The organism is Paenibacillus sp. P5_B5 (genome assembly GCF_056400365.1).
This window is the reverse complement of the sequence record NZ_JBFULK010000012.1, coordinates 150481-176822: the sequence shown is the minus strand read 5'-3', so window position 1 is coordinate 176822 and position 26342 is coordinate 150481. Positions and strand designations below refer to the sequence as shown.

The window sequence follows — 26342 nt, the reverse complement described above, 5'->3', positions numbered from 1 at the left end:
GCATCGGCGTCAGCATCAGCATCAGCTTTCGCGTCAGCATCGGCGTCAGCATCCGCATCGGCATCAGCATCGGCGTCGGCATCGGCGTCAGCATCAGCATCAGCTTTCGCGTCCGCATCGGCGTCAGCATCCGCATCAGCCTTCGCATCAGCATCAGCATCAGCATCGGCATCAGCATCGGCATCGGCGTCAGCATCAGCATCAGCTTTCGCATCCGCATCAGCTATCGCTTTCGCTTTCGCATCCGCATCGGCCTTCGCTTTCGCATCGGAATCCCCATCTACGTCAGCTCTTACATCATTATCGTTGTCTAAATCCTGATCCAATTTGCTTCTATAATCCTCTTTTTTATCCAATAACTTATCCTCCTTTCTATTACAAGATTATTATATTAAGCGACGTCTCTACTTGTTCAGGGCGAAGTCATCAAAGTAGAGTTGAATTTATTCCACTATGGTGTAGCTAGATTGACAAACTCGCACGAATGAAATTCGCATTTCATTAGTAGTGGTGAATCAAGGTTCTGGTACAAGCTAATTCAGCCTTTACCACCGGATTTCTACCGCTATAAGCGGTATACAAGCACTGATTTTGGTGTTGAGCCGTAATTTATCGATGAAATCTTTTTTCAATAGTTTGTTTACCTAGAATTGCATCCTAGTCAATCACAAAAAAAGTAGGGTGTACTCTGGATTGCGAGATCACCAAGAGAGGACACTAGTTATCTTGTAGAGTAAATAGAGTGAATGCGAGTGGTCATCATGAACCTGTGGACACAGTAGGAAACGGCTACGCTGTCCTTTAGGGACAGAAGCGGTTTTCGCAAGAAAACTACGGGCAGGGAGCGTTTCCTAAGGTTAATCAGTGAAGGTATAGTGAAAACTTATACTTTCTGATTAACTTAAATAAAAATGACTCCTGATGAATTCAGGAGCCACCACTTTATTGCGTAGGGTTATTAATTCGGTCTTCTACGTTTAGGGTCAAAGTTTACAAGAGCAATGCGCTTTTTTTATCAAGCTTAATCAGTATCTGTTTCAGTTTCAGTTTCAGCTTCAGCATCATCGCGATCTTGCTTCTTAGCTAAAGCTTCTTCATCACGTTTTTGCTTCTTTTCCAAAGCTTCTTCGTCACGTTTTTGTTTCTTCTCCGATGCTTCTCCGTCACGTTTTTGCTTCTCATTCAATTCATTGTCGTTGTTTTGTTCATAATCCATAGAAATATCACTCCTTTCCATACAATCTGCCATCATTATATGTTAAACAAATAAAATGAGACCGGGGATGAGTACATTCAGTTCAAAATCTTTCCATTTTATCAGTAGTGTTGCATAAAAGTTCTTTATTCAGGATGGATGTCCTATTTTGATCAGGAATTCGACAAAGGTTATGTTCCAATGCCTTCATAATCAAAACCAACTGCTCGTAATTCAGTTGCCGATAAGAAATTTCGCGTGTCTAAGATATAAGGGGTTTTCATCGATTTGAACACTCGTTCCCAATCCAGCACTTGGTATTCCCTCCAATGTGTCAACAAAACTAATGCGTTTGCTCGGTAGGCAACCTCTTCGGAATTACTGCAGTAGTGAATCGGGAGTTCTCGATTCAAGCTCTGAAACATATCCATACCTTTCGGATCATGGACTCTAACCATTGCCCCGAACTCCAAAAGTTGGTTAATCATCGAATTCGCTTGTGTAAGACGCGCGTCATCCGTATCTGGTTTAAACGTTAGACCCAGAATACCGATTGTCTTGCCATTCAAACTTTTTAACTTTCGCTGAATCTTTTGTACACAAAATTGGTACATCTGATGGTTTGACTCTACTGCTGCTTTGACAACGGCGAGTTCCTTCCCATATTTTTGACTAGTCACCAATAACTCCCCAGTATCCTTAGGAAAACAGCTTCCGCTCCACCCACTCGATACTTGCAAAAACTTCTCGCCGATTCGCGAGTCAAGTCCCATCCCCCTCGCGATGTCCGTAACATTAGAGCCAAGTTCCTCGGATAACCTGGCTATTTCATTGATATAACTAATCTTGACTGCCAAAAATGCATTTGATGCATATTTAATTAATTCTGCACTTTTCGCATCTGTTTCAAAATAAACAGGTATCGGTCGATCCATCTTTATCCCAGAGGGCAATAAAGCCAAAACTTCTTCATATTGCAGTCGCTCTACGAAAGGTTTGTATAATTCCCTCATAATTGTTCTTGCTCTATCATTTTTCGTTCCGATCACGATTCGGTCAGGGAAGAAAACGTCTTCCAATGCAAAGCCTTCTCGCAAAAATTCAGGGTTGCTGATAACAGCAAAGTGCTCTTCTGCTTGCAACCCTGATACTTCCTCTATAATCATAGCAACCAGATCAGACGTACCGACGGGTACCGTTGACTTGTTCACGATGACCGTAAATTGCCCAGTATTCAAATTTTTGCCTACCGAACGAGCCGCAGCTTTGACATAACTCAAGTCAGCCGTACCACCCGGAAGGGAAGGCGTACCTACGCAAATAAAAACAACATTCGCATCATTTACTTCATGATAAGAGACAGAAGCCCTTAACGCTGTTCCTGACTGCTGCTGTATAAGCTGCTGAAGACCGGGTTCATAAATCGGACTTTGCCCTGCATTTATGCTATCTACTTTTCTCTGGTCAACATCGATGACAGTTGTAGAATATCCTGCCATTGCAAGAGCTGCAGCCGTTACACTACCCACATAGCCTGAGCCTATACATACCACTTTCATTCCTGATCGCCTCCGCTTGATCTGTTCAATTGAAGGCGGTACATCTGAATTGTCCGTAGAAGCCCTTCCCTTAAGTCGATTTCCGGTTCCCAGTTCAAGAGCCGCTTCGCTTTATCAATGACCGGACAACGCTGCTTAGGATCATCTATCGGTAGGGGGAGAAACGTAATACAACTTGTAGAATTCGCTAATAGTTTTATAAGCTCAGCAACGTATAAAATAGAATATTCATGGGGATTTCCAAGATTAACGATTTCTCCGATAGCCGAATCGTTTTCCATCAAAAGCATCAATCCCCGTATCATATCGTCCACATAACAAAAAGATCGAGTTTGACTCCCGTCACCGTAAACGGTCATATCTTGACCCGTGATCGCCTGATTGACCAAATTGGAAATTACTCTTCCATCATCGTTACGAAGGCTTGCTGAATACGTGTTGAATATTCGTGCAACTTTTACCTGTACTTGAAATTGACGGTAATACTCATAGCAGTATACTTCACCTAGCCGTTTGGCTTCATCATAGCAAGCTCTCGGTCCCCATGTATTGACATTACCTCGGTAAGTTTCTTGCTGCGGATGGACTTCGGGATCTCCATATGCTTCACTTGTACTGGTATAAACGATTTTTGCCCCATTTAATTTCGCCAACTCTAACATATTCCTGGTTCCTATCGAATTTACAGCTATCGTCTCGAGGGCAGCAGATTGATAAAATACAGGGGATGCTGGAGAAGCCAAATGATAGATTTCTTCCACTCCTGTAAGCTCCTTCAATGTAAGAACATCTTCGGAGACCACGTCCTTATTAATAAATGTAAAATTTGCTTGTTTGACAATTTCAGCTAAATTGCTTTCTTTCCCGGTTCGCAAGTTATCGATTCCAATGACTTGATACCCTCTACCTACAAGTTTTTTAGTAAGGGATGAGCCAAGAAATCCAGCTGCTCCCGTCACAACGACTTTGTTCAATCCTCCATCCCTCCTCTATCATTCTTCGATTCCTTCAATAAATTTTGCAAAAAATGCTCAAACTTCTTTTTTAAACTATCGTTCTTGATAGCTAGTTCCACATTTGCCTGAAGAAATCCAAATTTATCGCCAATGTCAAATAACTTTCCTTGATATTGATAAGCCCATAAGGGTTGTTCACGCGCAAGTTGTTGCAATGCATCCGTTAGTTGAATTTCTCCAACAACACTGATCTTCGTTTTCTCGATATACTCGAAAATTTCAGGTTCGAGAATATACCTCCCAACAATCGCTTTATTGGAAGGAGGGTTCTCCTTGGGTTTTTCAATTAAATGAGTCACAAGACACAATAAATCGCTTACCTGGTTTCCATCTACGATTCCAAACTTGCTTGTTTCCGACCAATCTACAGCTTCGACTGCGATAACCGATGACTGCTTCTCGTTATAAACTTCTATTAACTGTTGCAAGCACGGTACTTGGCTGTCGATCACAATATCTCCCAGTAAAACTGCGAAAGGCTCATTCCCAATATAATTACGAGCGCACCAAACTGCATGACCAAGTCCTAGTGGCTGCTCTTGACGAACGAAATAAATATTGGCTAAATTATTAATTTCCTGCACAAATTTTAATAATTCTTGCTTATTTTGTTCTTTAAGCACTAATTCAAGCTTGTTATTTTTATTGAAATGATCTTTGATTGATCTTTTGTTGTCTCCCGTTACAATGAAAATGTCTGTAATTCCAGATTGCACTGCCTCTTCAACGATATATTGAATGGTAGGCTTATCGACAATAGGCAGCATTTCTTTGGGTATCGCTTTGGTAGCAGGAAGAAAACGAGTTCCTAATCCCGCTGCAGGAATGACAGCTTTATTTATATTTTTCATCTATACTCCCCCCTTGCTTTAAACCATTTTTAGATTCCTGCAATGTTAAGTAGCCAAATTAGTTTTTCGGTATCCACTTTGAAATCCGATGACCCTGCCCACCATGATTCATTAGGCTTAGTAACATTTCCACCGATTAAATAATAATGCTTCAGGTCTACTTGATTACAAAGATGCCAATAGTAATTGGATACATAATCTGGAGAAAACATTTCAACAACTTTGGTACCCGGTTTGCAGAAAACTAGGTTTCCAAGACCTGCGCCATGGGGTGCAACAACGATTTGAGCTGATGCGAAAATTCGAACCTGTTCCATGAATGACAAATCTTCCAGCGTGACAATACGAAAATGGCGTTCTCTCATGATCGTTTGAACTTCCTCTTCGTTGAGAAGTCTTCGCTGCCAAGCTTTGGATCGACTAATATAAATACGTTCGTAATCTTCAGACAAAGGAACGTCCCTCGTCAACAAAAATTCGTTGCGCAGAAAATTGGTAACCCATTTGGGGTATTCGGACGGATGCTCCCTCTCCGATCTCACAAAAGAAGGAACAATGAGTTGATCGCATCTAGCATGAAAATCACGATCAGTATAAATCCGTTTTTCTTTTGGAATTCCAAGCATGTTCAATGTCTCGTCTTGAATTGCCAAATTATCTCTAGGTACGATATATTTATCGATTTCAATTCCACTTTGACGCAGCAAGTCTACACGGGGCAAGACATCAAATAACCAATGAAAATAATTACCACTCCAAACGAATGTAAGAAGAGCAGTTGTTTCCTTAATGCGATTCAAAGCAGGATTGTTCCATTTATGGAATACGGTATGATTATTGCCAGAGACGAATTCTTTATTATAATCCCATGAAACATCCCCAAAGAGCTTATTATTCGGGCTGATTACCGCTCCATTCTTCCCCCACACTCGCCCATTTTTTATTACAGCAGTGAACATAGGCTGTCCGTATACGATACTCGAGCGAAAATGCTCATGAACGGCATTATCAATTCCAATACTATCGTTCAGATGCGTTACGTCATCTGTATAAAATTCTTTGTAATAGCAATTGGATTTTTCCTGACCGTAGGTTGATTCAAGCCATTTCTTGGTCGAATCATATAAACCATCTGGCGCTCCTTCATAGAGGGATCGACGTCTGCTGCTTATTATTTTATATTTATGTCTCATGAGTATCTGAATTTTGCGTCTTCTCCTGTATGCCAAAACCTTACGACTTTTTAGAAGCTTTACCTTATAACTCTTTAAAAGCTTTATGTTACGTCTCTTTAATAGCTTTACCTTACGTCTCATTAGAAGATTTATGTTACGTCTCTTTAGAAGCTTTACCTTACATCTCTTTAGAAGCTTTTCGTAATGATTCTTCAAAAGTTTTAATTTATAACTTGTTCTTGTCGGCTTTCTTCTACGTCTTTTAACATTTGATACTTGCCTTATAGCGCTTATTTCCATATCTCATCCCTCTCCAATATTGAGAACATAATTTAATTCTAATTCTCAAAACTATCAACCGAATCGTTAATCATATCGTATGAAGGTTAGAGATACTTCGCTATCAGCCAATGTACTAATATAATTGAATTGATGAAGCTGCCGTGTCACTCGATCTTGGATAAACATATAACTACAGTAGTGCCGTCATTATGATTTAAAATGGAAGTTATCCTCGTAGAAGAGTCATCAAAAGGTTGTAAGACTCGTATACATAACAAAATAAAAATCTGCTCTTAATAGGAGGAACTCCGCAATGAACTTTAAGACATTTATTAATGGCATTTATTTCGATTTATTACAGCCGAACATGTCCCCTAGTTTTCAGATTGATGATATGACTGATTTTGAGTTTTCAAATACGGTATTTCCAGATAAGGATCAACAAATAAAAGGAAATTTATATGAAATTTGTAAGTTCCCAAGAATGTCGACCCTTGCATTAGGAGCTATAATAAATAGGGGCGTTTCGCAGATGGAAGATCATCAGGCATTTGTTAATGTAGGGGTTTGGAATGGTTTTACTTTAATTTCTGGCATGGTAAATAATAGGAATAAAAAGTGTATCGGCATTGATAACTTCTCGGAATTCGGAGGCCCACGGGAAGAATTTTCAAAAAGGTTTTCACTCTATAAAAGTGAATTTCATTCCTTCTATGATATGGATTATGTTGATTACTTCAATCAATTGCACAAGGAACTTATTGGATTTTATATTTATGATGGAGCGCATGACTACGATAATCAATTAAAGGGACTAAAAATGGCTGAACCTTTTTTTACAAAAAACTGCATTATATTGGTTGATGATACGAACTGGGAACAACCAAGGCAAGCTACTCTTGACTTTATTTCGAACAGTATAAATGATTATAAAATACTATTAGATGTTACTACTTCTTATAACGGACATCCTACTTTTTGGAATGGAGTCATGGTTTTTCAAAAGTACTAAGACCAGCAAGTTTAAGAACCTCTAATAATTTCCCTATATTCACTGAAAAATCTGATGATGCAAGACTTGAATCCTCTACTTCATTAACCATGTAATAATAATCCAAATGAACATGATTGCTGATCATCCAGTAGTAAGCAGGCATATATTTGTGTGAAAAAATTTCGATTACCTTTGTGGCAGGTCTGCAAAATACCAAATTGGCTAGACCAGCTCCATGTGGCGCAACGATGACTTTGGCAGAAGCAAATAATTGAATTTGCTGGGCAACTGTCATAAGTTCCAAATTAATTAATTTAAACCCAAATACTGCTAAAAAATTCATAATTTCTTCCTCGTTTAGTATTTTTCGAACCCACGCATTTTCTCGACTTATATAAATGTATTCATTTTGTTCTTTAAAGTCACTTTTTGTCTTTAACAAAAGCTCTTTTCTGAGAAAATCACAAACCCATTTCGGTATTGCATAAGGCCTTACATACGTGTGCGGTTTTATTATATAGTGGTTTACCAGCGACGGAACTATTAGTTTCTTAGCTTGTAGCTGAAATTTATTATTTGTTTCAATTATTTTTTCATTTGGAATACCGAGTGTAACAAGTGTTTCATCTTGAAATGGAAGATGGCTTTTACGATTAATAATATATCTGTCGATCTGTATGTTGCTTTGACGAAGTAAATCAATACGAGGCAAAATATCAAACATCCAATGGAAATAATTTTGAGCAGAACAAAAAGTAAGAACGGCTACATTTCCTGGGAAGTATTGGGGAGGATGGGATTTCCACTTTTTAAATACGAAATGCTTTTTTATTTTTTTAAAATTTTCTATACGAAATTCAAAGGATACGTCTTGAATCTGTTTATGTTCTCTTGAGAACACAAAGGCATTTTTGCCCCATACACAACCATCTTTTAGCACTGCAACAAATGGAGATGGCGACTTCACTGTACGAAACTGAAAGTCTTTATGAATTGTGGTTTCTAAATGTTTTGCTTCCATACAATAATTGATTTCATCACAATATAACTTTTTATAATATTTTTTAGCGCGATGTACATTTGCATATTGGGCAATAATGTAATCCCAAGTAGTCGGATAAAACCATTTTGGATTTCTCCTAATGATTTGTTTCTTTCGAGTACGCTGATTAGATGTTTTCTTCTTGTATATGCGAGTTCTCCCTAACATCCCCCATATCACCTCCAATACCTATACATAAGAATAAACCAACCTCTTTTCCTATGAAGGTCGGCTATTTTTTTGTATAGAAATGCTTGACTATAAATACTTTGCACCGTCTAATAGTCCTTGATCAAATCCTTTTTGAAATCCTATCTGATACTCTTTTTTGAATTCCCTTTGGTTATTAGATTGCTGCTTAATTTGGAGTTTATTGGATCTTTTTTTGTGCTTGCTATGTTTATGATGCTTGCTTTTTTTGTCACGTTTATGATTTTTATCTTTATTAATGTATTTACTTTGTTTACTATGCTTATGCTTGTGCTTGTTCAATTGTTTTTTTGGCTTCTCTGATGTTTGACGTAAGTTTTTTTTAATACGTTTGGCATGTTTACCTTTGGTTAATTTGCGCTTTTTCATCGTTATAGCAACCTCCCACACGTATACCTTTAAGGTATGCAGCCATAGACAATATGCTCTCCGCAATTGCCTAGCAAGGATGTTCCTCATAAACTTGCTGATTGAATCAATTTCATAATACCTTTAGCTGCTTCAATCAAGGCTATATATAGATCAAAACGCTTTAATTTGTCTATATATAGTTTCCATTTTATCGTTTTAATGAGTTATGAAATTGATTCTGATTAACTAAAGTATTCATAAGTAGCTGATGGATTCTCTGTCTGAATGTGTGGTCTTTCAATGTTCGCTTGAACCCACGATAAGCAATTTGTGACCGCTCCTTATCACGTGACAGGTAATAATCAGCTTTGTGTACAAATTCGAGTGGAGATCCATACGTTTCAATCTCAACGCCAGCCAAATATAAGCTCTGCAAATCATCTCGAACATCCGTTAATTGAAAAACTCCACAACTGTTAATTTCAAAGGTTCTTGTATTTGTTGAACATCCAGATATCCCTTCACTATTTCGATTGTAGGTTCTATCCTGAACTCCTCGGTGTAAATTAACGACAATTTTGGCGCCATTGTAGTATTTAATCGTTTCCTCAATTGGTATCCATTCCAAATGAATTTGCTTGGCAAGTAAACTATATTGCTTTAACCGATCCCATTGTGCTCCAACAATCATTACTTTTTTGTTCGCTAGATAGGGTACTAAGCTATTGAAAAATTCAATTCGATTCGGAAAAGCATTCCCCACAAAACAAATATCATTCATATATTTGGTACTAACTTCTAATGGACGGTACAGTGTATTTCGAACTGCAAGCGGCAAGTAATGCACTTGCTGACAGCCCTTCGATTGATACAAAGAAACGCAGGATATCTCATGTGTAAACACATAATCGTAAGATGGCGCGATCTTAACCGTATAGTCCGTATAGTATGGGTCATCAGCAAACCAAATAGCGGTTTTGATTCCCATTGCTCGAATCGCATTGATTTGGTCCAAATGATTATCTGGAAATACATGCAAACCATTCATTACAAGCACTAGATCAGGCTGATAAGCTTGCGCTATCTCTTGCATTTCTTGAGCGTTCCCGATGATGAGTTCTCGAATCAAGCCCCGAAAGCCTTCGATTACGCCAGTATCAATTGCCTCTAAGCCTTGGGGTATGAATAAAACCTTGCAATCGTGATATACGAGGGGATCCTGTAAAACAAGCCTTCTAATGGTTTTACAGCATCCTAGCCTGTATCCCTTCTGGTACCCTGTATAATAGCCTTTCACACTACTGTTATATTGAGATTGAATGTCGAGCTGCACGATTATCTCCTCCATTCCACCCTATAAACTCAAGTCATTGAATCAATTTCATAAGCCTCTAAGACGAATAGTCTTTGGATACCTGCATCATGCAGTTTTATACTTGTTTAAAGCATATGCGAACCTTAAGAAGGTAACATGGACTTATAACTAATATGCGTAAAAATCGGCTTATGACTAGATAAATAAGAGCATGCGTAGTGAAGTTGAAGGTGAAATTTCTGAATCACGCAAAAAAGCATACCCGCAAATCTCGGATATGCATAAATAGTCCATCAAGCGTTTTTTTAGGTTATATCTTCATTCCAATTGCAATCCAATTAATTGTTCCGAAGAGTTCCGGCGAGAATTTAGCACGTATAACGGATACAATCGCATAGTCCACTTCTTTGCTCTTCACAACCACATAGCAGGCTGGGTGATTCGACATCGCAACAAGTGAATACTGATCGTTTGCGAAAGGATCGTCGAAGATAAGTTCGATGTCTACACTTTCATCCTGAACGCTCATTTGGTACGAAGCGAGACCAAATTGCTGTAAGGCAAGAGGTTTGGTACTGCTGGTCTGTACAGGCTTGAACGTTAATTTATCTTCAGATACGGAACTTGTTGCCAGCTTCTCTTGCCCAACTGAACTATCTGCAATATGCTCTGAATGAATGACGTGTAAGGCTAATTTAGCTGAAGTGACTGATTGATCTAACAAGTGAATCGTAGAAATTGATCCTTTGCGAAGCTTAGAACCATCTACACTGTCTTCTGCAAGCTTATCGAATGTCACTACATTAGCAGCGAGCTTATCGCAGGTTACGGAATAGTCAGCAAGCTTAGCTTCAGTAACAGAGCTGTCAATTAGCTTACGACTGGAAACTGCTTCATCACACAAATGAATTTCAGCAACCAGCTCTGACTTTAGATGCCTGCTTTCAATTACATCATCCCGAATATGTTCATTATCTATACTATCAGCCAGCAGATGTCGATTCGTAACACTATTATTCATTAAATGTATAGACGAAATCGCATTTGGGGCGATTTTGTTTCCAGATACAGAGCCTTGTTCTAGATGTTCTTCCTTGACACTATTGATACAAAGGTTAGCCGACTCAATGCTGTTTGATGCAAGTTTAACATTCGTAATGGAGTAATCAGCTATTTTATCTGTATCGATACACCAAGAAACGAGTTTATCTCCAGTAATGGAGTAATCCATTAGCTTATCGCCAGATATAGCACCTTGGCTTAAATGCTCTTCTCGGATTAACCCTGGTCCCAAATGTCTTTCTTCTATAATGCTATCACGCAAATGTTCTGCTGTAATCGAGCCTGCTGTAAGATGCTCTCTCAAAACCGATTGATGAGCTAACTGGACACTTTGTATACTTGCTTCGGTCATATGTTCTGCTGTAATCGAGCCCGCTGCTAGTTTATCTCCTGTAACCGACGCATCAACTAAATGATCTGTAGAAACAGCAAACTTACGTAATTTAGAACCATCTATACTCAATTGAGCAATCTTGTCGTAAGTAACTGATTCATCTGTTAAGCTGTCTGTCGTTACAGAGCTATCACTTAATTTGGCTGCAGTTACGGATTGATTCTGCAGTTGCCCCGTACTGATAGAACCTGCATTCAGATGTTCTTCTCGAATCGATCTAGGAGTTAGGTGGTTCCCTTGAATTGCACCCTCCGTCATATGCTCTGCAGAAATAGATTGAACCGCTAGTTTGTCTGCTGTCACAGAGCCATTAACTAAGTGCTCTTCTTTAATTGAGCCATATGCCAATTTACAAGAAGTTACCGATTCATCAATCAAATGTGTATGGTTAACCGAGTTTGCTTGTAATTTAGAGCCTTCAATGCTTCCATCCAGCAACTTATCACCGGAAATAGCATTCAATGCGAGTTTACGACTTGTTATGCTTGCATCCATCAGCTTCTCACTGCTGATAGATTCATCCTGCAGCTTATCAGTTGATATAGCGCCGCTGCTTATATGCTCTTGTTTAATTAATTCAAGTGTTAAATGTTCACTTACAATTGAGCTTTCATTAATATGCTCTGCACTAACAGACTCAGGCGCAAGCTTTTCACCTGTTACGCTGCCAGCCGATAAGTGACGTTCACTGACAGCTTCGAATGACAAATGCTCTCCATCTACGCACTCCTCTGTCAAATGGATGTTGCTAATACTGCCAGCTTGAAGCTTAGTACCATCCACACAACCTTCAGCTAGCTTCTCAAGCGTTACTGACTCTTCAGTTAATTGAGTTGTACCGATACTCCAAGGGGCAAGCTTTTCACCGGAAATGGAGCCATCCATAAGTTTATCACCACTTATAGAACCAGAGCTTAAATGCTGCTCACGAATTAACCCAACTGTAAGATGCTTTTCGCTTATAATTTCTGGTGTTAAATGTTCTGCTACTATAGATCCTCGTGCAATATGTTCCTGCGCAACCGCACTAGCTGCAAGCTTCTCACTTGTAACGCTTTCTAGTGCAAGATGCTTATGGGTAACGGAGCTTGGAGCAAGGTGATCTGCAGTCACAGAAGCATCGATCAAATGGATGGAGGATATAGATGCATGGCGTAATTTAGCTCCGTCAACACTATTAATCGCTAACTTCTCGTACGTAACTGACTCATCTTGTAATTTGGCAGTATCCACACTGTTGCTAAGTAGCTTCCCGCTAGTAACAGAACCATCCTGCAGCTTATCAGCAGAGATCACATGATCCATTAGATGCTGACCATTAACTGCTCCAGTTACAATGTGGATAGAGTCAATACTTCCCGCTCCAACATGCTCACTACGTATTGAATTTACTGCCAGCTTCTCAGCTGAGATACTATTGTCTGCAAGATGCCAATTATTCACTGCGCCATTCATCAAATGATCGGTTCCAATAATGCCATCGTTCAGATGAATACCAGCTATCGAATGAGGTCGTATTTTGGAGCCATCCACGCTTAAAACTGATAATTTCTCAAAAGTTACACTTTCATGTACCAATTTATCTGTATTAACAGATCCTGGTGTCAGCTTCATGGAGGAAATAGAACCATCTGACAGCTTTTCACCAGAAATCGATCCAATAGATAAATGAGACTCTAGAATTAAACCTGGTGTAAGGTGAGACGAATCAATAATACCCTTAGCTAAATGATGAGCTTCTATAGCTTGCGGAGTAATTTTTTCCGATGTGACTGACTCCTCTGCAAGATGAATATCTGCTACTGCGCCACGTGCAATTTTGTAGCGGGTCACTGCATGATCAAGTAAATGGTCAGATTCAACAGCACCGACTTGCAGCTTCGTACCATCCACACTATTGTCGGCCAATTTATCATAGGATACAGCTTGATAACCAAGCTCTCTATTACCGATTGATTGATCTGCCAAATGCCTTGAGGCAACAGCTCTATCTTGTAATTTATCCGAAGAAATCGATTGATCAGCTAAGTGTTCCGTCCTTACTATCTCTTTAGCCAAATGAGCACTTTCTATAGCTTCAGGTGAGATTGAATTGTTAATCACCGCATTATTAGCTAAATGAATCGCATGAATGCTATTGCCTGCTATTTTTAAGCTTGTAACAGAAGCATCAGCTAGATGTCTCTCCTTTAATAACCCATCTGTTAGATGCTCAGATACGATAGATCGCTCTGCAATATTCAACGCTCTAACAGCTTTAGGAGCAAGCTTCTTGGATGTAACGGCACGATCGACCAAGTGCTCTTCACTAACAGCCCCTTCAGTAAGATGCTGAGTTGCTATCGAATGATCCGCCAAATTGTCACGTTGTACTGCCCCAAGACTTAGCTTCTCTGAGGTGACTGCACCATTAATCAAGTGTTCACGTCCGACAATTGCTTCACGCAAATGTTCCGTTTGGATTGCATGCTTGATAATATTCTCGCTTAGCACAGAACCATGTGCCAATTTATTCAGTCCAACCGCATGATCTGCAATGTTCAGTTCTGTTACCGCTGAGGGCGCAAGCTTCTCACTCGTGACAGAAGCTTGAACTAAATGCTCAGTTCCAACCGATTCAGAGCGCAATTTACTACCATCTACACTCGCCCTTGCTAACTTATCGAATGTAACTGCTTCTTCAGCCAGCTTATTAGTTGTCACGCCTTCACTAGCTAATTTATCTGTCGTTACCGCATTATCTTGTAGTTTCTCAGCAGTTACAGCTTCGTCCTCAATATGAATTGAACCAACAACTCGCTTAGCCAAATGGATTGAAGATACGGCTCGTTCTGCAATATGAACATCCTGAACAGCACCTAGTGCAAGCTTCTCACTACTCACGGATTCAGCAGATAAATGGGCACGCTGTACCGATGAACGCTGAAGATGCTGAGACTGCACAGAATTAGGTACGATATGCAAGGCATTAATAATCTCCTTGCTGAGCTTTACTCCAATAATGGCTCCATCAGCTATTTTATCTCGTGTTACCGCCCCATCGGCAATGGTTGGAGACTGAACGGAAGCATTCTGTAAATGATTTGAACCGATGGCTTCTTCTGCAAGCTTTTCAGATGTAATGGCACAATCTTGAATGTGTTCTGTCTGAATGGAAGATAGCTTCAGCTTATTACCATCAATACTCTGATCGCTGAGCTGCTCTAATGTGAATGCCCCTCGTTGTAAATGCTCCTGCGAAATAGAGCGGAATTTAATATGAAACCCTTCAATTGACTTCGCCTGAAGATGCTTGCCACCAATCACATCATTCTTAAGGTTATCTCCTGTAATCGTCTCATCAGCTATTTTATCGCCGGTTATCGCATCATCCATGAGAACTCGCGTATCAATTGAATGATCCGCCAAATGGTAGTTTCTTATCGCGGACTGCTCAATATGTTCACCTTTAATTGCGCCCGTTACAATATGCTCAGAGAGAATTGCAGAGCTCATGAGCTTCTCAGAACTTACCGCCTGATTAGCGAGATGTTCGGTAACAACTGCATGATCCATGATCTTCGTAGACGTTATACTATTGTCAGCAAGTAATTCAGAGCTAATTACACCGTCTGCAATATGATGGCTATGCACACTTCCTGCTGCAAGTTTATCTGACGTTACAGCGCCTTCACCAAGCTTTGTTGCAATGACAGCACGGTCTGTGAGCTTATCAGTCGATACTGATTCTGGTGCTAATTTGGATGTTGTTATCGCATGCGAGGCCAAATGATGTATCTGAACGACTCCATCGTTTAAATGCTGACTCTGAACAACACTCTGTTGTAGTTTGCTCGAAGTAACAGCTCCATCCTGTAGCATAGTAGAAGCTATCGCCTTACCTTGGATATGTGCCGGACCAATTGCGCCAGAAGAAATATGCACTGATTGAATTGCTTCTGCGGCAATTTTATCCCTAGTCACTGCCGATTTCGCCAAATGGTCTGTATCAACTGCATCTTGAGCAATTTTGTCAGCTGTTACGGAATGATTAGCCAGCTTCTTAGCTGTTACAGCATAATTAGAAATGATTTCTTCTGTGATTGCACCTTTGGCCAGCTTGCGAGTTGAAACAGATTGATTACTAATGTGCTTCTCCTGAATTACCTCATCTGGAAGATGTTCACCAAGTACAGAACCAGACTTCAAATGAACCCCATTCACCGAATGTTTTGCTAATTTAAGAGAAGTTATAGCTCCATCCTCAAGATGATCTGTACGAATTGAATCAGCCGCAATATGTTCAGAAGTCACTTGCTCAAGAGCAATATTATCACTTTGAATAATACCCGATGATAAGTGTTGATGTCCGATAGCGCCATCCTGCAAGTGCTCCGAGGATACACTCTGAGGTGATAGTTTAGCAGCAGTAATGGCTTCATCACGTAACTTCTCAGTCGCTATAGCTCCATCTGCTAATTTAGCTGTATCGATAATTTGATTAACCAAATGTCTGGACTGAATCGCGCCACTCTTTATTTTATCCGAGGTGATCGCTTGATCTTCAATTAATTCCGGAGAAATACAGAACTCTGATAAATGAACCGCTTGAATCGAACGATACGCAATTTTGGTTGAATCAATCGCACCATCTGCTAACTTATTGGAGGTAATCGACGAATCGATCAGTTTCTCCCCAGTAATCGTACGATCCTGAATTTTATCCCCAGTGATCGCATGAAGCGCAATATGCTCTTGATCAACAGCACCAATTGCAATTTTATCTCCCGTAACAGAACCTGTTACGATTTTGGACTGATCAACTGAATGATCCTTTAGTAACTTTGTACCGATACTTTGCGGCTTAATCTTAGTTTCATCAATTGCCCGCGAAGCAATTTTCTCGTTCGTAACTGCTGCTTCCACTATATCATCCGTATATACAACAGGCTGAGCTAGCTTCCCATTCTTACGATGAGCCATCAAGGCCATTAGAGCCGTGTTCTCTTCCATACGCTGAATGCTCTCACTCGCAATAATTGCTTCTATTACCTCTACTGCCGCTTTTTCTTCTGCTTCTACAATTGCCTTAACTTCCTTAACTTCCTTAACTTCCTTAACTTCCTTAACTACTTCAACTTTCTTAACTACTTCAACTTTCTCAGTAGAAAGAATGTTCTGTGGCGTAATTTCCTCTTGCTGCTGAATAACCTGCGGTAAGACTTGCTTTGGCACCTCATTAATTGGTGAATCCGGTAATTCTAGAACAGGAGCAACGGTTGCTAAAGAAATTAATAGCTTATCAGCTTCTACGATCGGTTCATTGTTAGCTTCTGGTTGCTTTTGTTGAACGGGTTCTTCTTGCTTTGTAAGCTTTTTCGACATGTATTCTATAATTTTGGTTTCTTTAGCTGGCTTCCGATCCTCATCGAGAAAACTCAACTCATTTGTTCTGGAACTATATTTGCTAAGCTTTGTATTCGATGATTTCACATCATTGCGGCTTTTCCACTTTTTCATAAGGTTCTCCTTCCCAGTAATTCTAGTCTTTTGTAACATATGCAAACACCCAGTTACTGGTCATATGTTCCAAAAAAAAAGCCTGCGCAAACTGCTTTTGATAAGCAGCCTGCACAGGCTTTTTCACCTAACATCTTATTTAACGCCCTCAGGGACTTTAATTTCTTTCACTTCATTAATTTTATTGTACTTGGACTTCATATCCATGATCATATGAACTTTTTGGCCTTCAATGGTGAACTCAGCATCCATAATCATATCGAGTGCTTTTGGATAGTAAGTCTTCTTGTCGATCACATAAGTATATTCAGCTTTGTTAAAAGTCACTTCAGGCATTTCAGCAGTCATACTGCTAAAAGCTTGCTGGGAAGACAGCTGCTTCTTGACTTCTTCCTGCATAAAATTCTTAAATTTATCACCTGTTGCTGTCAACTTTAACGTATAAGCATCATCTGTTTCTGTCATGGAGAAATCATCAGCAAATTCCTTCAATTGATCGATTTGAGCAGAAGGATCATATTGGTCTTTCATCGAGCTGCCGATTATCTGATCCACTTGTTCTTTAGGTAATTTCGTCCAATTGCCTGTTTGATTCTTTAGATAAAAGCCATCCTTAACAAGCACCATTTGCATGTTCACTTTCTGTTCAAGCACGGAGAGGTCCATTTTCATATCCATTTGCATTTCTGGCTTCATGATGATGTCAGCTGCAATTTTTGTATCAAAATCCATCTTCTCAGTGCCTGCTTCCATGTTCATTTTCATGTCCATGTCTATATTAAAGCTTTCCATTGTTTGGCTAGCTTCTGCTGTCTTCTTGTACACATCAGCTGCTTTAAGCTGTTCAGTAGAACAACCGCTTAATACAAGTACCCCCACTAGCATAAGAACAGTCAACATTTTCATCATTTTCTTAGATAATTCCATCATTGCACTTCCTTTTAAAATATTTTGATAATAACCACCAATTGTACATAATACCACATATTTCTCCAATTTGGTACCACTTACTTCTAGATTGCTTAAAACCATTATCTGTGGCAAGATATTGATTATTACAAGGAGATTGGAGTAAGAACCCATGTCTAAACCGTTTTTTCGCCTACTAACAGAGCTCTCATCCCGAAAGTGGGTCTCTCAAATTACAGGCAGCTTTGCTAAATCCTCTGCAAGTCGTCTATTCATTACTCGGTTTGCTAAAACATACGGTATCCGTATAGAAGATGCTGAGAAAGGCTTAAGCGAATATAGATCGCTCAATGACTTTTTTACACGTAGATTAAAGCCTGGACTTCGCCCTATTGATCAAGGTGCCGATCAACTAATCTCACCTGTAGACTGTATGATCACAGGTATGGGTTCAATTGAAGCTGGTCTAATCGTTAACGTCAAAGGCCAAGATTACACTGTAGAAGATTTACTCAACCATAGTCCGAGACAAATTAATTATGACCACGGTTTCTATTATGTGCTCTATTTATCACCAACGGATTATCACCGCATTCACACCCCAGTAACAGGAACGATTATCGAGTCTGAGCATGTACTTGGTAAAGTATATCCGGTTAACGATTTCGGACTTCGTCATATGCCTAAAACACTTAGTCGTAATGAACGACTAATCACGATTATGCAGCATGATAAAGGTGAAATTGCTGTTATTAAAGTAGGGGCTCTCAATGTTTCTTCCATACAATACGTAAGTGGACTTCAGCAATCATTAGAGCGTGGAGATGAGCTTGCCTTTTTTGAGTTTGGATCAACGGTAGTACTGTTAATGGAGAATGATACGTTTAATCCACGTGAAGATCTACATGTAGGCAGTAAAGTGAAAATGGGTGAAAAACTGGGCACTCTGATAAATGCCTCCCACTAGCTATTAATTGAAAGGAGCATCGTTCAAACATGGGAAGCAGCTTGAATACAAGTGTACAGCAAGCGCCAGCAGCTCCAAAATCAACAACGAATACGAATGCAACCACCTATCGTATTTTATTCGCTATTTCATTAGCGCATATGTGCAATGATACACTGCAATCCGTAGTTCCTGCGATATTCCCTGTACTCAAGGAGTCAATGGGACTATCCTTCTCGCAAATTGGGTGGATTTACTTTACTATACAACTGACGTCATCGATCATGCAGCCTGTATTCGGTTTATATGCTGACCGCAGGCCAACCCCAATGCTGCTTCCGCTTGGCATGGCTTCATCGTTAGTCGGAATGCTGCTCTTAAGTTTAGCACCCAATTACGCGCTTGTACTTCTTGGCGTTGTATTTATTGGACTCGGTTCAGCTGTGTTTCATCCAGAAGGCTCACGAGTTGCGCATTTGGCAGCTGGTCAGCGCAAAGGTCTTGCACAGTCCATATTCCAAGTTGGTGGTAACACGGGCTCTTCCATGCAGCCCGTTATATCCAAGTGGGTGTTGATACCACTCGGACAAATAGGCGCAATTTTCTTTACTCTTATTGCAGCATTAGGTGTGTTCCTGCAGATCTACGTTGCCAGATGGTATCGCGGCGTTCTGCAAACAACCGTTCTTCCGACTAAGATGAAAGTAAAGAAGAAGATGAAGCCCGAACATAAAAAAGCCATACTTATGGGTATGATGCTATTAATCGCGATCGTGCTCGTTCGTTCTTGGTACTCCGCATCCATCTCATCCTTCTATGCATTCTATTTGGAAGAAGCTTATGGAATATCAATTGGGAGTGCACAAATTTATTTACTTGTATTTTTGATTGCAGGAGCAGTCGGCACATTCTTTGGCGGTCCACTTGCAGACCGATTCGGCAAACGTAATGTAATTGCATTGTCTATGCTTGCTACTGCACCTTGCGCATTACTCGTGCCATTCACGAATGAATATTGGCTTTATCCTTTATTAGCTGTAACAGGATTTATTCTATCTTCCAGTTTTTCCGTAACTGTCGTCTATGCACAAGGATTATTACCCGGTCATGTGGGACTTGTATCAGGTTTAATTATCGGTCTTGCCTTTGGTCTTGGTGGTGTTGGGGCACTCGCAATCGGTCAATTAATTGAATACTTCGGGATCTCACCCGTTATTCAAACCGTTGGCTTCCTTCCTCTACTCGGGATATTATCTTTACTGCTTCCATCAGACAAGAAGCTTGAATCATGGACAGAAAAGGAACTTGCTTAACCAGAACTAAATATAAACTTGCTTATTTACATAGCAGAGGGGCTGACTCTTAAATAGACTTTTCTATTTAAGGGCAAGCCCCTTTGTCACGCTTATAGACCAAGCACACGATTTTAGTTTCGGTATTCCCACATAAGGGCCTAGAGACGGAGCGGAACATCGTTGGGCGATGGGTGATGGACGAAGGGCAGTAATCGTTGGACGATGGATGATGGACGAAGGACAGTAATCGTTGGACGATGGATGATGGACGAAGGACAGTAATCATTGGACGTTAGCTATCAGGGGTTGGGCGTATGACGCTTGCTATATTTCGTTAGACGTTTGACGCTGAACCTTTTGATGCTTATCGTCGGACGTCCAAAGTTTGACGTTTGGCATTTACGCTCGGCCGAACTCTTCATTAACAGGAAAAGTTCCTGTTATTATCCAAAAATACAGATTTCCAAGGAGATTAGCCGGAAATTCTCCTGTTATTTTAACGATTTTGCAAGCTAATCAGCTGGACCTAATGAAATAGATGGAAGATTTCCCGCTATTCTAATCTATAGCGATGAACGTCTGAGATTAGAGGGAGAAATTCCAGTTATTACATGTCAGATTAGCTAAAAAATTCACTTACGAACAATTTTCTTATATACATCGCAAAGGGACTGACGTGTAAGTCATATAAATGACTTTATAGGTCAGCCCCTTTCGTTATTCAGATATAACGAGTGAGCGCTTCGACGAATTGTTCAAGCTGTTGCTGATCAACTGCATCGAATCGTTCCCTAATCGGAGCATCGATATCAAGTACACCAATAAGCTGGTGATCCTTGATAATCGGAATCACGATCTCGGATTGAGATGCGGAATCGCATGCGATATGTCCAGGAAATTGATGAACATCAGGGACTCGTAATGTCTCTCTATTCGCAGCTGAAGTCCCGCATACACCTCGGCCAAGTTTAATCCGCGTGCATGCTGGTAGTCCTTGGAACGGTCCTAAAACTAACTCTCCCTTCTCGTCAAGTAAGTAGAAGCCCACCCAGTTAATATCTGTTAGAAACTGATTTAACAAAGCAGAGGAATTGGATAAGTTCGCAATACGATTAGGCTCACCATCAAGTAGAGCATGAAGCTGATTAATGAGCAGTTGATATTGTTCTTCTTTGGTACCTGAATACATTTCTGGATGGAACAATCTTAACACCTCTAGCTTTCTCAATTAGATCGGTATCTTGGTACCTCGCATATGTTCAAATCATCCCATATTATACCACAGGGGGGTGCCAGTAAATTTATAAATTGTATGAATAATTAAGTAATAACTTAGCTCGGATAAAATTGATACAAGTATATTGAGCATTTTTACACAACTTACAGTGACGGGACTTTAGCAAAGTGGTATAATTATCCGTAAAAACGCTAAGGTTTGAGAGGATGAACTTCATGAACGAACTAGCTAAATCATTGAATGAGTCTTTACAACGCGAGAATCCACATGTATTCGAAATGCTTTCTGACCTTGGTAAACAGATTTATTTCCCAAAAGAGGGAATCTTGAGCCAATCGGCAGAAGCTAAGGTGAAAGCCAAGAAATATAATGCAACGATTGGTATTGCAATTGAAAACGGACAACCTATGCATCTGAAGGTTATTCAGGATACATTATCCGCTTATAACCCTAAAGATCTATACGAATATGCTCCTCCTGCTGGTAAGCCTGAGCTTAGAACCGTATGGCGCCAAAAGATGATCAACGATAATCCTTCCTTGGCAGACAAATCATTTGGTAACCCAATCGTGTCTAATGCACTAACGCATGGTCTAAGTGTAACAGCTGACCTCTTCGCTGATGTAGGCGATGTTGTTATTATTCCAGATAAGAACTGGGAGAACTACGAGTTGACCTTCGGTATTCGTCGTGGTGCACAAATCGTTAACTATCCACTATACAATGAACAAGGTACTTTCAATGCAGAGGGTCTTAAAGCTTCTATTCTAGCCCAACAATCCAAAGGCAAAGCGTTCGTCGTGCTTAACTTCCCGAACAACCCTACAGGCTACACTCCTGGACCTGCAGAAGGCCGTGAGATCGTTGCAGCTATTCTAGCAGGTGCTGAAGCTGGAATTAACGTAGTTGTAGTAACAGACGATGCTTACTTCGGATTATTCTTCGAGGATTCCATGCATGAATCTTTATTCGGACAATTAGCAAATCTACACCCACGCATTCTAGCAATTAAAGTAGATGGAGCCACTAAAGAAGAATACGTATGGGGCTTCCGCGTTGGTTTCATCACATATGGTGGTAGCAGTCAAGCTCTTCTCGCCGCATTAGAGCAGAAAACAATGGGAATCATTCGTGCAACGATTTCATCTGGCCCGCATCCTTCCCAAACCTTCGTGCTACATGCACTTCAATCTCCTGAATTTGCCGAACAAAGACAAGAGAAGTTTGACATCATGAAGGGCCGTGCGAATAAAGTTAAGAACGTGCTTGATTTAGGCAAGTATGACGATGTTTGGGGCTACTATCCGTTCAACTCCGGCTACTTTATGTGCCTCAAGCTCAAAACTGTCGATGCGGAAGCACTACGTGTTCATCTGCTTGATGCATACGGGATTGGTACAATCGCACTAGGCGAAACAGATCTACGCGTAGCATTCTCTTGTATCGAAGAAGAGAATATCGAAGATTTATTCAACCTCATCTATCAAGGTGTTCAAGACCTTAGCAAATAAAACAAATGGGCAATCTCCAAGTAGATTTTTCTACGAGGAGACTGCCCTTTTTATGATCTTTTGGCTTTGCCTGTCTTATGTCTGTCTCCATTTATGACTACAACTTCTATACCTAATTGGTCTTATCCCTTAATTGATCCCGCGAGTAAGCCTCTAACAAAATATTTGCCGAGGAAAATATAGACGAGTAATGTTGGCAATGCAGCGAGCAGCGCTCCTGACATTTGCACGTTCCACTCTACGATCTGGCTGCCGGATAAATTCTGCAAGGCAACCATGATTGGTTGTTGCTTCTGTGTGGTCAGCGTAACGGCAAATAGAAACTCATTCCAGACACTCGTGAATTGCCATATCCCAACAACAACAAACCCCGTAATCGACAATGGAACGATCATATATCGATAAATTCCAAAAAATCCGTTCCCGTCAATCTTCGCCTGCTCCAATATTTCATCTGGAATTCCAGCGTAGAAGTTGCGAAAGATCAGTGTGCTTATGGGTAAACCATAGACAACATGTACAAGAATCAAACCAGGAATCGAGTTATACAAGTTAATTTCCTGCAAAAATTGAATGAGTGGAATGAGGATACTCTGATAGGGAATAAACATACCGAACAACATCAATGCAAATAAAGTATTCGATCCCCTGAACCTCCATTTGGATAACACATAACCATTTAGTGAACCAAACAAAGCGGATAACAGAGTTGCAGGGATCGCTAAATATAGACTATTCAATAGATTCGGCGCCAATTTGTTAAATGCAGTTGCATAACCACTCCAGTTGAATTGACTGGGCAGATGCCACATTTGATCGAGTGTAATTTCGCTCGTTCCTTTCAGACTCGTAACAATTAATACGTATATAGGCACAAGGTATAAGCAAGCCATTATAGCGAGGATGGCATATAACAGAATTCGATTCACACGACTCGAACGCATTAGCCCTCCTCCTTTCGCATGCTAGAAATAATGTAAGGGATAATTAGGATCGATACTAGAATTAATAACATCATCGATATCGCTGCACCCTGTGCATAATGGTTACCCCGGAATGTCGTTTCGAACATGAACACGCCCGGCACATCCGTTACGAACATCGCACCCGAACCTGTCATGGCAAAAATTAAATCAAAAATTTTCAAAGAGATATGTCCTAGAATGATCATCACACTAACGGTTACAGTTCTGAGCTGTGGTAAGACAACCTTTCGGAATACTTGGCCCTCACTAGCTCCATCGATTCGTGCTGCTTCTCGCAGTTCATCGGGGATTGCCCGAAGACCCGCTAAATACATCGCCATCGTATAACCAGACATCTGCCAGACAGTCGCAATCACAACCGCTATTAACGCTAGGGGTAAACCAAAATCAATTTGACCCCAAGGAATTGCCGGTACGATCTTGATGCTGGTGTACCATTCAGGAACTTGTTCCGCAGTAAAGCCAATTGCCTTGAGGATTAGATTCACTCCAGTTGATGGATTTAATATCCATTGCCACAGCACACCTGTCACGATAAAAGACAAAGCCATTGGAAAAATAAATATATTCCGAAACAGCGTCTCCGCCCGAATTTGCTTATCAACCATTAGTGCAAGCCACATGCCAATGATCGTTGTCGCAATAATGAACAACACGGTGAACATAAGCGTATTACGTAAATCCGATTGAAAGCGAAAATCATCGAATAAAAATTGAAAGTTACTTAAACCAGCAAATGATAAATCCTTTACAAGCGTATTCCAATTGGATAATGAGACGTATCCTGTCCAGCCGATAAAACCGTATACGAAAACAGCTATAGCCGCTAATGACGGAAGTATCATAAGAAAAGGAACGAGTTTACCCGATTTGAGCCTTCGCTGTTTGCGGCCTATTCCGAGCTTTGGGTTCGATTGCTTCTGAGCAGTTACGCTACCTTGCATGTTAAGCTCCTCCATTCAACCCTAACAATCATCTAGCACAACTAGGGTCAGATGGCTCAATCAAGCCACCTGACTCCATCTATAAGCCTTTGAAGCTGTTATTTCTTAACCATTCCATTAGCAGCTGCTGCTTGTTGAAGTGCTTTAGCTGTCTGATCAACATCACCTTTGCTCACGAAGATATTGATTGCTTGGTTCGCTTGTGTCACAAAGCCTTCTGGAGCTGCTGAACCATGCGCCATACTAGCTGTTAACTTGCTAACTTTGAATTCCTCAATCGTTTGCTTACCATAAACATCATACTTACTAGGATCAGCATCGACACGTGCTGGGATAGAGCCTTTCAATGGGTTAAATACATCTTGACCTTCCACTGATCCGAGTACTTTCAAGAATTCCTTCACAGATTCAGGATCTTTAGCGCCCTTCGGTAACCCGAATGTATCGGTAATGACCATAAAGCTACCTTCTGAGCCCGGTGTTGTTATCCATCCGAAATCCTTGTTGGCTTCCATCTTGAGATCTGTGGTGAAATACCCCTTCGCCCAGTCCCCCATGATGTTCATTGCTGCTTCACCCTTGGCAACTAACTGAGCAGCATCCTGCCAATTACGTGCTGCATGATCTTTATTCGTATAAGTTAGCATTTTCTTGAATGTCTCCAAAGAATCCTTGACCCTCGCATCTTCAAAGGACAATTCACCCGTCCATAACTTACGATAATCTTCTGCTCCAAGCTTACCTAGAAGGACATCTTCAAACACTTGTGTAGCTGTCCATGTCTCCTTATCTCCCAAAGCTAATGCTGTTATTCCTTTGGATTTCAATGTTTCAGCTGCGGCAAAGAAATCATCGAATGTCTTAGGTGGTTTAATCCCATTATCATCGAATACTTTTTTGTTGTAGAAAATAACATTGCCTCGGTGAATATTGACAGGTACAGAGTAGGTGACACCATCCTGACTAACAAGATCGATCAAGTCCTTCGGAAACTTATCCTTCCAGCCTTCTTTCTCGTAAAGATCATTGAGTCCATCCATTTTGCCTGCCGCTACCCAGCCTGTATTGAGCTCAGCTCCACCATGAACTTGGAAGGTTGCCGGCGGATCTCCGCCTTGCATACGGCTAGCGAGCACTGCTTTGGCATTCGTACCTGCTCCACCCGCCACGGCGGCATTGATAATTTCAATATCTGTATGCTTCTTCTTGAATAATTCAATTAAGCCTTTGAGTCCCGCTTCTTCTCCAGCACCTGTCCACCAGCTAAAAATCTCTACCTGTTTATTCGAAACAGTAGATGCAGTCGCTGCAGCTGGTGTCGCTACTGGTGCTGGCGTCGTTGTCGTTGCTGCTGCTGGTGTCGGTGTTGATGGTGCAGGTGTTGATGAGCTTGAGGATGTTCCACAGCCGGCTAACACCGCCATAGCCATTGTTGCACTTGATAGAACAGTTAAAGTCTTATGTCTCATTTTCATTTCCCCTTTTATTCGATTTAGGTGTAAGCTCCAGAATGAATTCGCTTACATGAAAATCGTAACATATTCATCTACCTTACAGTTCGCCTATAAC

Annotated in this window: 19 protein-coding genes; 4 read left to right on the top strand and 15 right to left on the bottom strand. The window is 40.6% G+C overall.

Annotated features, from left to right (window positions below; genetic code table 11):
* The 6 genes from AC1DOK_RS16755 to AC1DOK_RS16730 form a co-directional block, all read right to left on the bottom strand.
* Positions 1-356 (bottom strand): hypothetical protein (locus AC1DOK_RS16755; protein ID WP_477555444.1); only part of this gene is annotated, 356 nt, incomplete at its 3' end.
* 665 nt (positions 357-1021) lie between these two features.
* Positions 1022-1216 (bottom strand): hypothetical protein, encoded by a 195-nt coding sequence (locus AC1DOK_RS16750; RefSeq protein ID WP_477555443.1) that lies wholly within the window; start codon positions 1214-1216, stop codon positions 1022-1024.
* Positions 1217-1386: 170 nt separating this feature from the next.
* A complete protein-coding gene (locus AC1DOK_RS16745) occupies positions 1387-2754 on the bottom strand; it encodes a UDP-glucose dehydrogenase family protein (RefSeq protein WP_477555442.1) in 1368 nt (455 codons plus the stop codon).
* Complete coding sequence (locus AC1DOK_RS16740) at positions 2751-3728, bottom strand: NAD-dependent epimerase/dehydratase family protein (protein ID WP_477555441.1); 978 nt, start codon at positions 3726-3728, stop codon at positions 2751-2753. The genes AC1DOK_RS16745 and AC1DOK_RS16740 overlap by 4 nt, the downstream gene beginning before the upstream one ends.
* Positions 3725-4621, bottom strand: coding sequence for a UTP--glucose-1-phosphate uridylyltransferase GalU (gene galU / locus AC1DOK_RS16735; RefSeq protein ID WP_477555440.1), 897 nt, complete (start codon positions 4619-4621; stop codon positions 3725-3727). The genes AC1DOK_RS16740 and galU overlap by 4 nt, the downstream gene beginning before the upstream one ends.
* 29 nt (positions 4622-4650) lie before the next feature.
* A complete protein-coding gene (locus AC1DOK_RS16730) occupies positions 4651-5814 on the bottom strand; it encodes a glycosyltransferase family 61 protein (protein ID WP_477555439.1) in 1164 nt (387 codons plus the stop codon).
* A gap of 577 nt (positions 5815-6391) precedes the next feature.
* On the opposite strand from AC1DOK_RS16730, the gene AC1DOK_RS16725 reads away from it, so the two are divergent.
* Positions 6392-7090, top strand: coding sequence for a class I SAM-dependent methyltransferase (locus AC1DOK_RS16725; RefSeq protein WP_477555438.1), 699 nt, complete (start codon positions 6392-6394; stop codon positions 7088-7090).
* On the opposite strand, the gene AC1DOK_RS16720 is transcribed toward AC1DOK_RS16725, so the two are convergent.
* The 5 genes from AC1DOK_RS16720 to AC1DOK_RS16700 form a co-directional block, all read right to left on the bottom strand.
* Positions 7068-8282, bottom strand: a complete 1215-nt coding sequence (locus AC1DOK_RS16720) for a glycosyltransferase family 61 protein (protein ID WP_477555437.1) — start codon at positions 8280-8282, stop codon at positions 7068-7070. The genes AC1DOK_RS16725 and AC1DOK_RS16720 overlap by 23 nt on opposite strands.
* A gap of 90 nt (positions 8283-8372) precedes the next feature.
* Positions 8373-8693 (bottom strand): hypothetical protein, encoded by a 321-nt coding sequence (locus tag AC1DOK_RS16715; RefSeq protein ID WP_477555436.1) that lies wholly within the window; start codon positions 8691-8693, stop codon positions 8373-8375.
* Positions 8694-8883: 190 nt separating this feature from the next.
* Positions 8884-10008 (bottom strand): CgeB family protein, encoded by a 1125-nt coding sequence (locus tag AC1DOK_RS16710; RefSeq protein WP_477555435.1) that lies wholly within the window; start codon positions 10006-10008, stop codon positions 8884-8886.
* A 292-nt stretch (positions 10009-10300) separates the two neighbouring features.
* Positions 10301-16945, bottom strand: a complete 6645-nt coding sequence (locus AC1DOK_RS16705) for a WIAG-tail domain (protein WP_477555434.1) — start codon at positions 16943-16945, stop codon at positions 10301-10303.
* Between the two features lie 135 nt (positions 16946-17080).
* Entirely contained in the window at positions 17081-17977 is an 897-nt protein-coding gene (locus tag AC1DOK_RS16700) for a DUF6612 family protein (protein WP_477555433.1), read from the bottom strand.
* A gap of 49 nt (positions 17978-18026) precedes the next feature.
* On the opposite strand from AC1DOK_RS16700, the gene asd reads away from it, so the two are divergent.
* Both asd and AC1DOK_RS16690 read left to right on the top strand, forming a co-directional pair.
* Positions 18027-18821 (top strand): archaetidylserine decarboxylase, encoded by a 795-nt coding sequence (asd, locus tag AC1DOK_RS16695; RefSeq protein WP_477555432.1) that lies wholly within the window; start codon positions 18027-18029, stop codon positions 18819-18821.
* A 29-nt stretch (positions 18822-18850) separates the two neighbouring features.
* Positions 18851-20113, top strand: coding sequence for an MFS transporter (locus AC1DOK_RS16690; protein WP_477555431.1), 1263 nt, complete (start codon positions 18851-18853; stop codon positions 20111-20113).
* 703 nt (positions 20114-20816) lie between these two features.
* On the opposite strand, the gene AC1DOK_RS16685 is transcribed toward AC1DOK_RS16690, so the two are convergent.
* A complete protein-coding gene (locus AC1DOK_RS16685) occupies positions 20817-21299 on the bottom strand; it encodes a GAF domain-containing protein (protein WP_477555452.1) in 483 nt (160 codons plus the stop codon).
* A 248-nt stretch (positions 21300-21547) separates the two neighbouring features.
* Here AC1DOK_RS16685 and AC1DOK_RS16680 point away from each other — a divergent pair, with 248 nt between their 5' ends.
* Complete coding sequence (locus tag AC1DOK_RS16680) at positions 21548-22843, top strand: aminotransferase class I/II-fold pyridoxal phosphate-dependent enzyme (RefSeq protein WP_477555430.1); 1296 nt, start codon at positions 21548-21550, stop codon at positions 22841-22843.
* 122 nt (positions 22844-22965) lie between these two features.
* Here the strand turns inward: AC1DOK_RS16680 and AC1DOK_RS16675 are convergent, their stop codons facing one another.
* The 3 genes from AC1DOK_RS16675 to AC1DOK_RS16665 all read right to left on the bottom strand — a co-directional run bounded on the left by AC1DOK_RS16675 (position 22966) and on the right by AC1DOK_RS16665 (position 26242).
* Positions 22966-23736, bottom strand: coding sequence for a carbohydrate ABC transporter permease (locus tag AC1DOK_RS16675; protein WP_477555451.1), 771 nt, complete (start codon positions 23734-23736; stop codon positions 22966-22968).
* Positions 23737-23786: 50 nt separating this feature from the next.
* Positions 23787-24773: a carbohydrate ABC transporter permease gene (locus AC1DOK_RS16670; protein ID WP_477555429.1), complete on the bottom strand. Its 987-nt coding sequence runs from the start codon at positions 24771-24773 to the stop codon at positions 23787-23789.
* A 98-nt stretch (positions 24774-24871) separates the two neighbouring features.
* Positions 24872-26242 (bottom strand): ABC transporter substrate-binding protein, encoded by a 1371-nt coding sequence (locus AC1DOK_RS16665; protein ID WP_477555428.1) that lies wholly within the window; start codon positions 26240-26242, stop codon positions 24872-24874.
* Between the last annotated feature and the right edge of the window lie 100 nt (positions 26243-26342).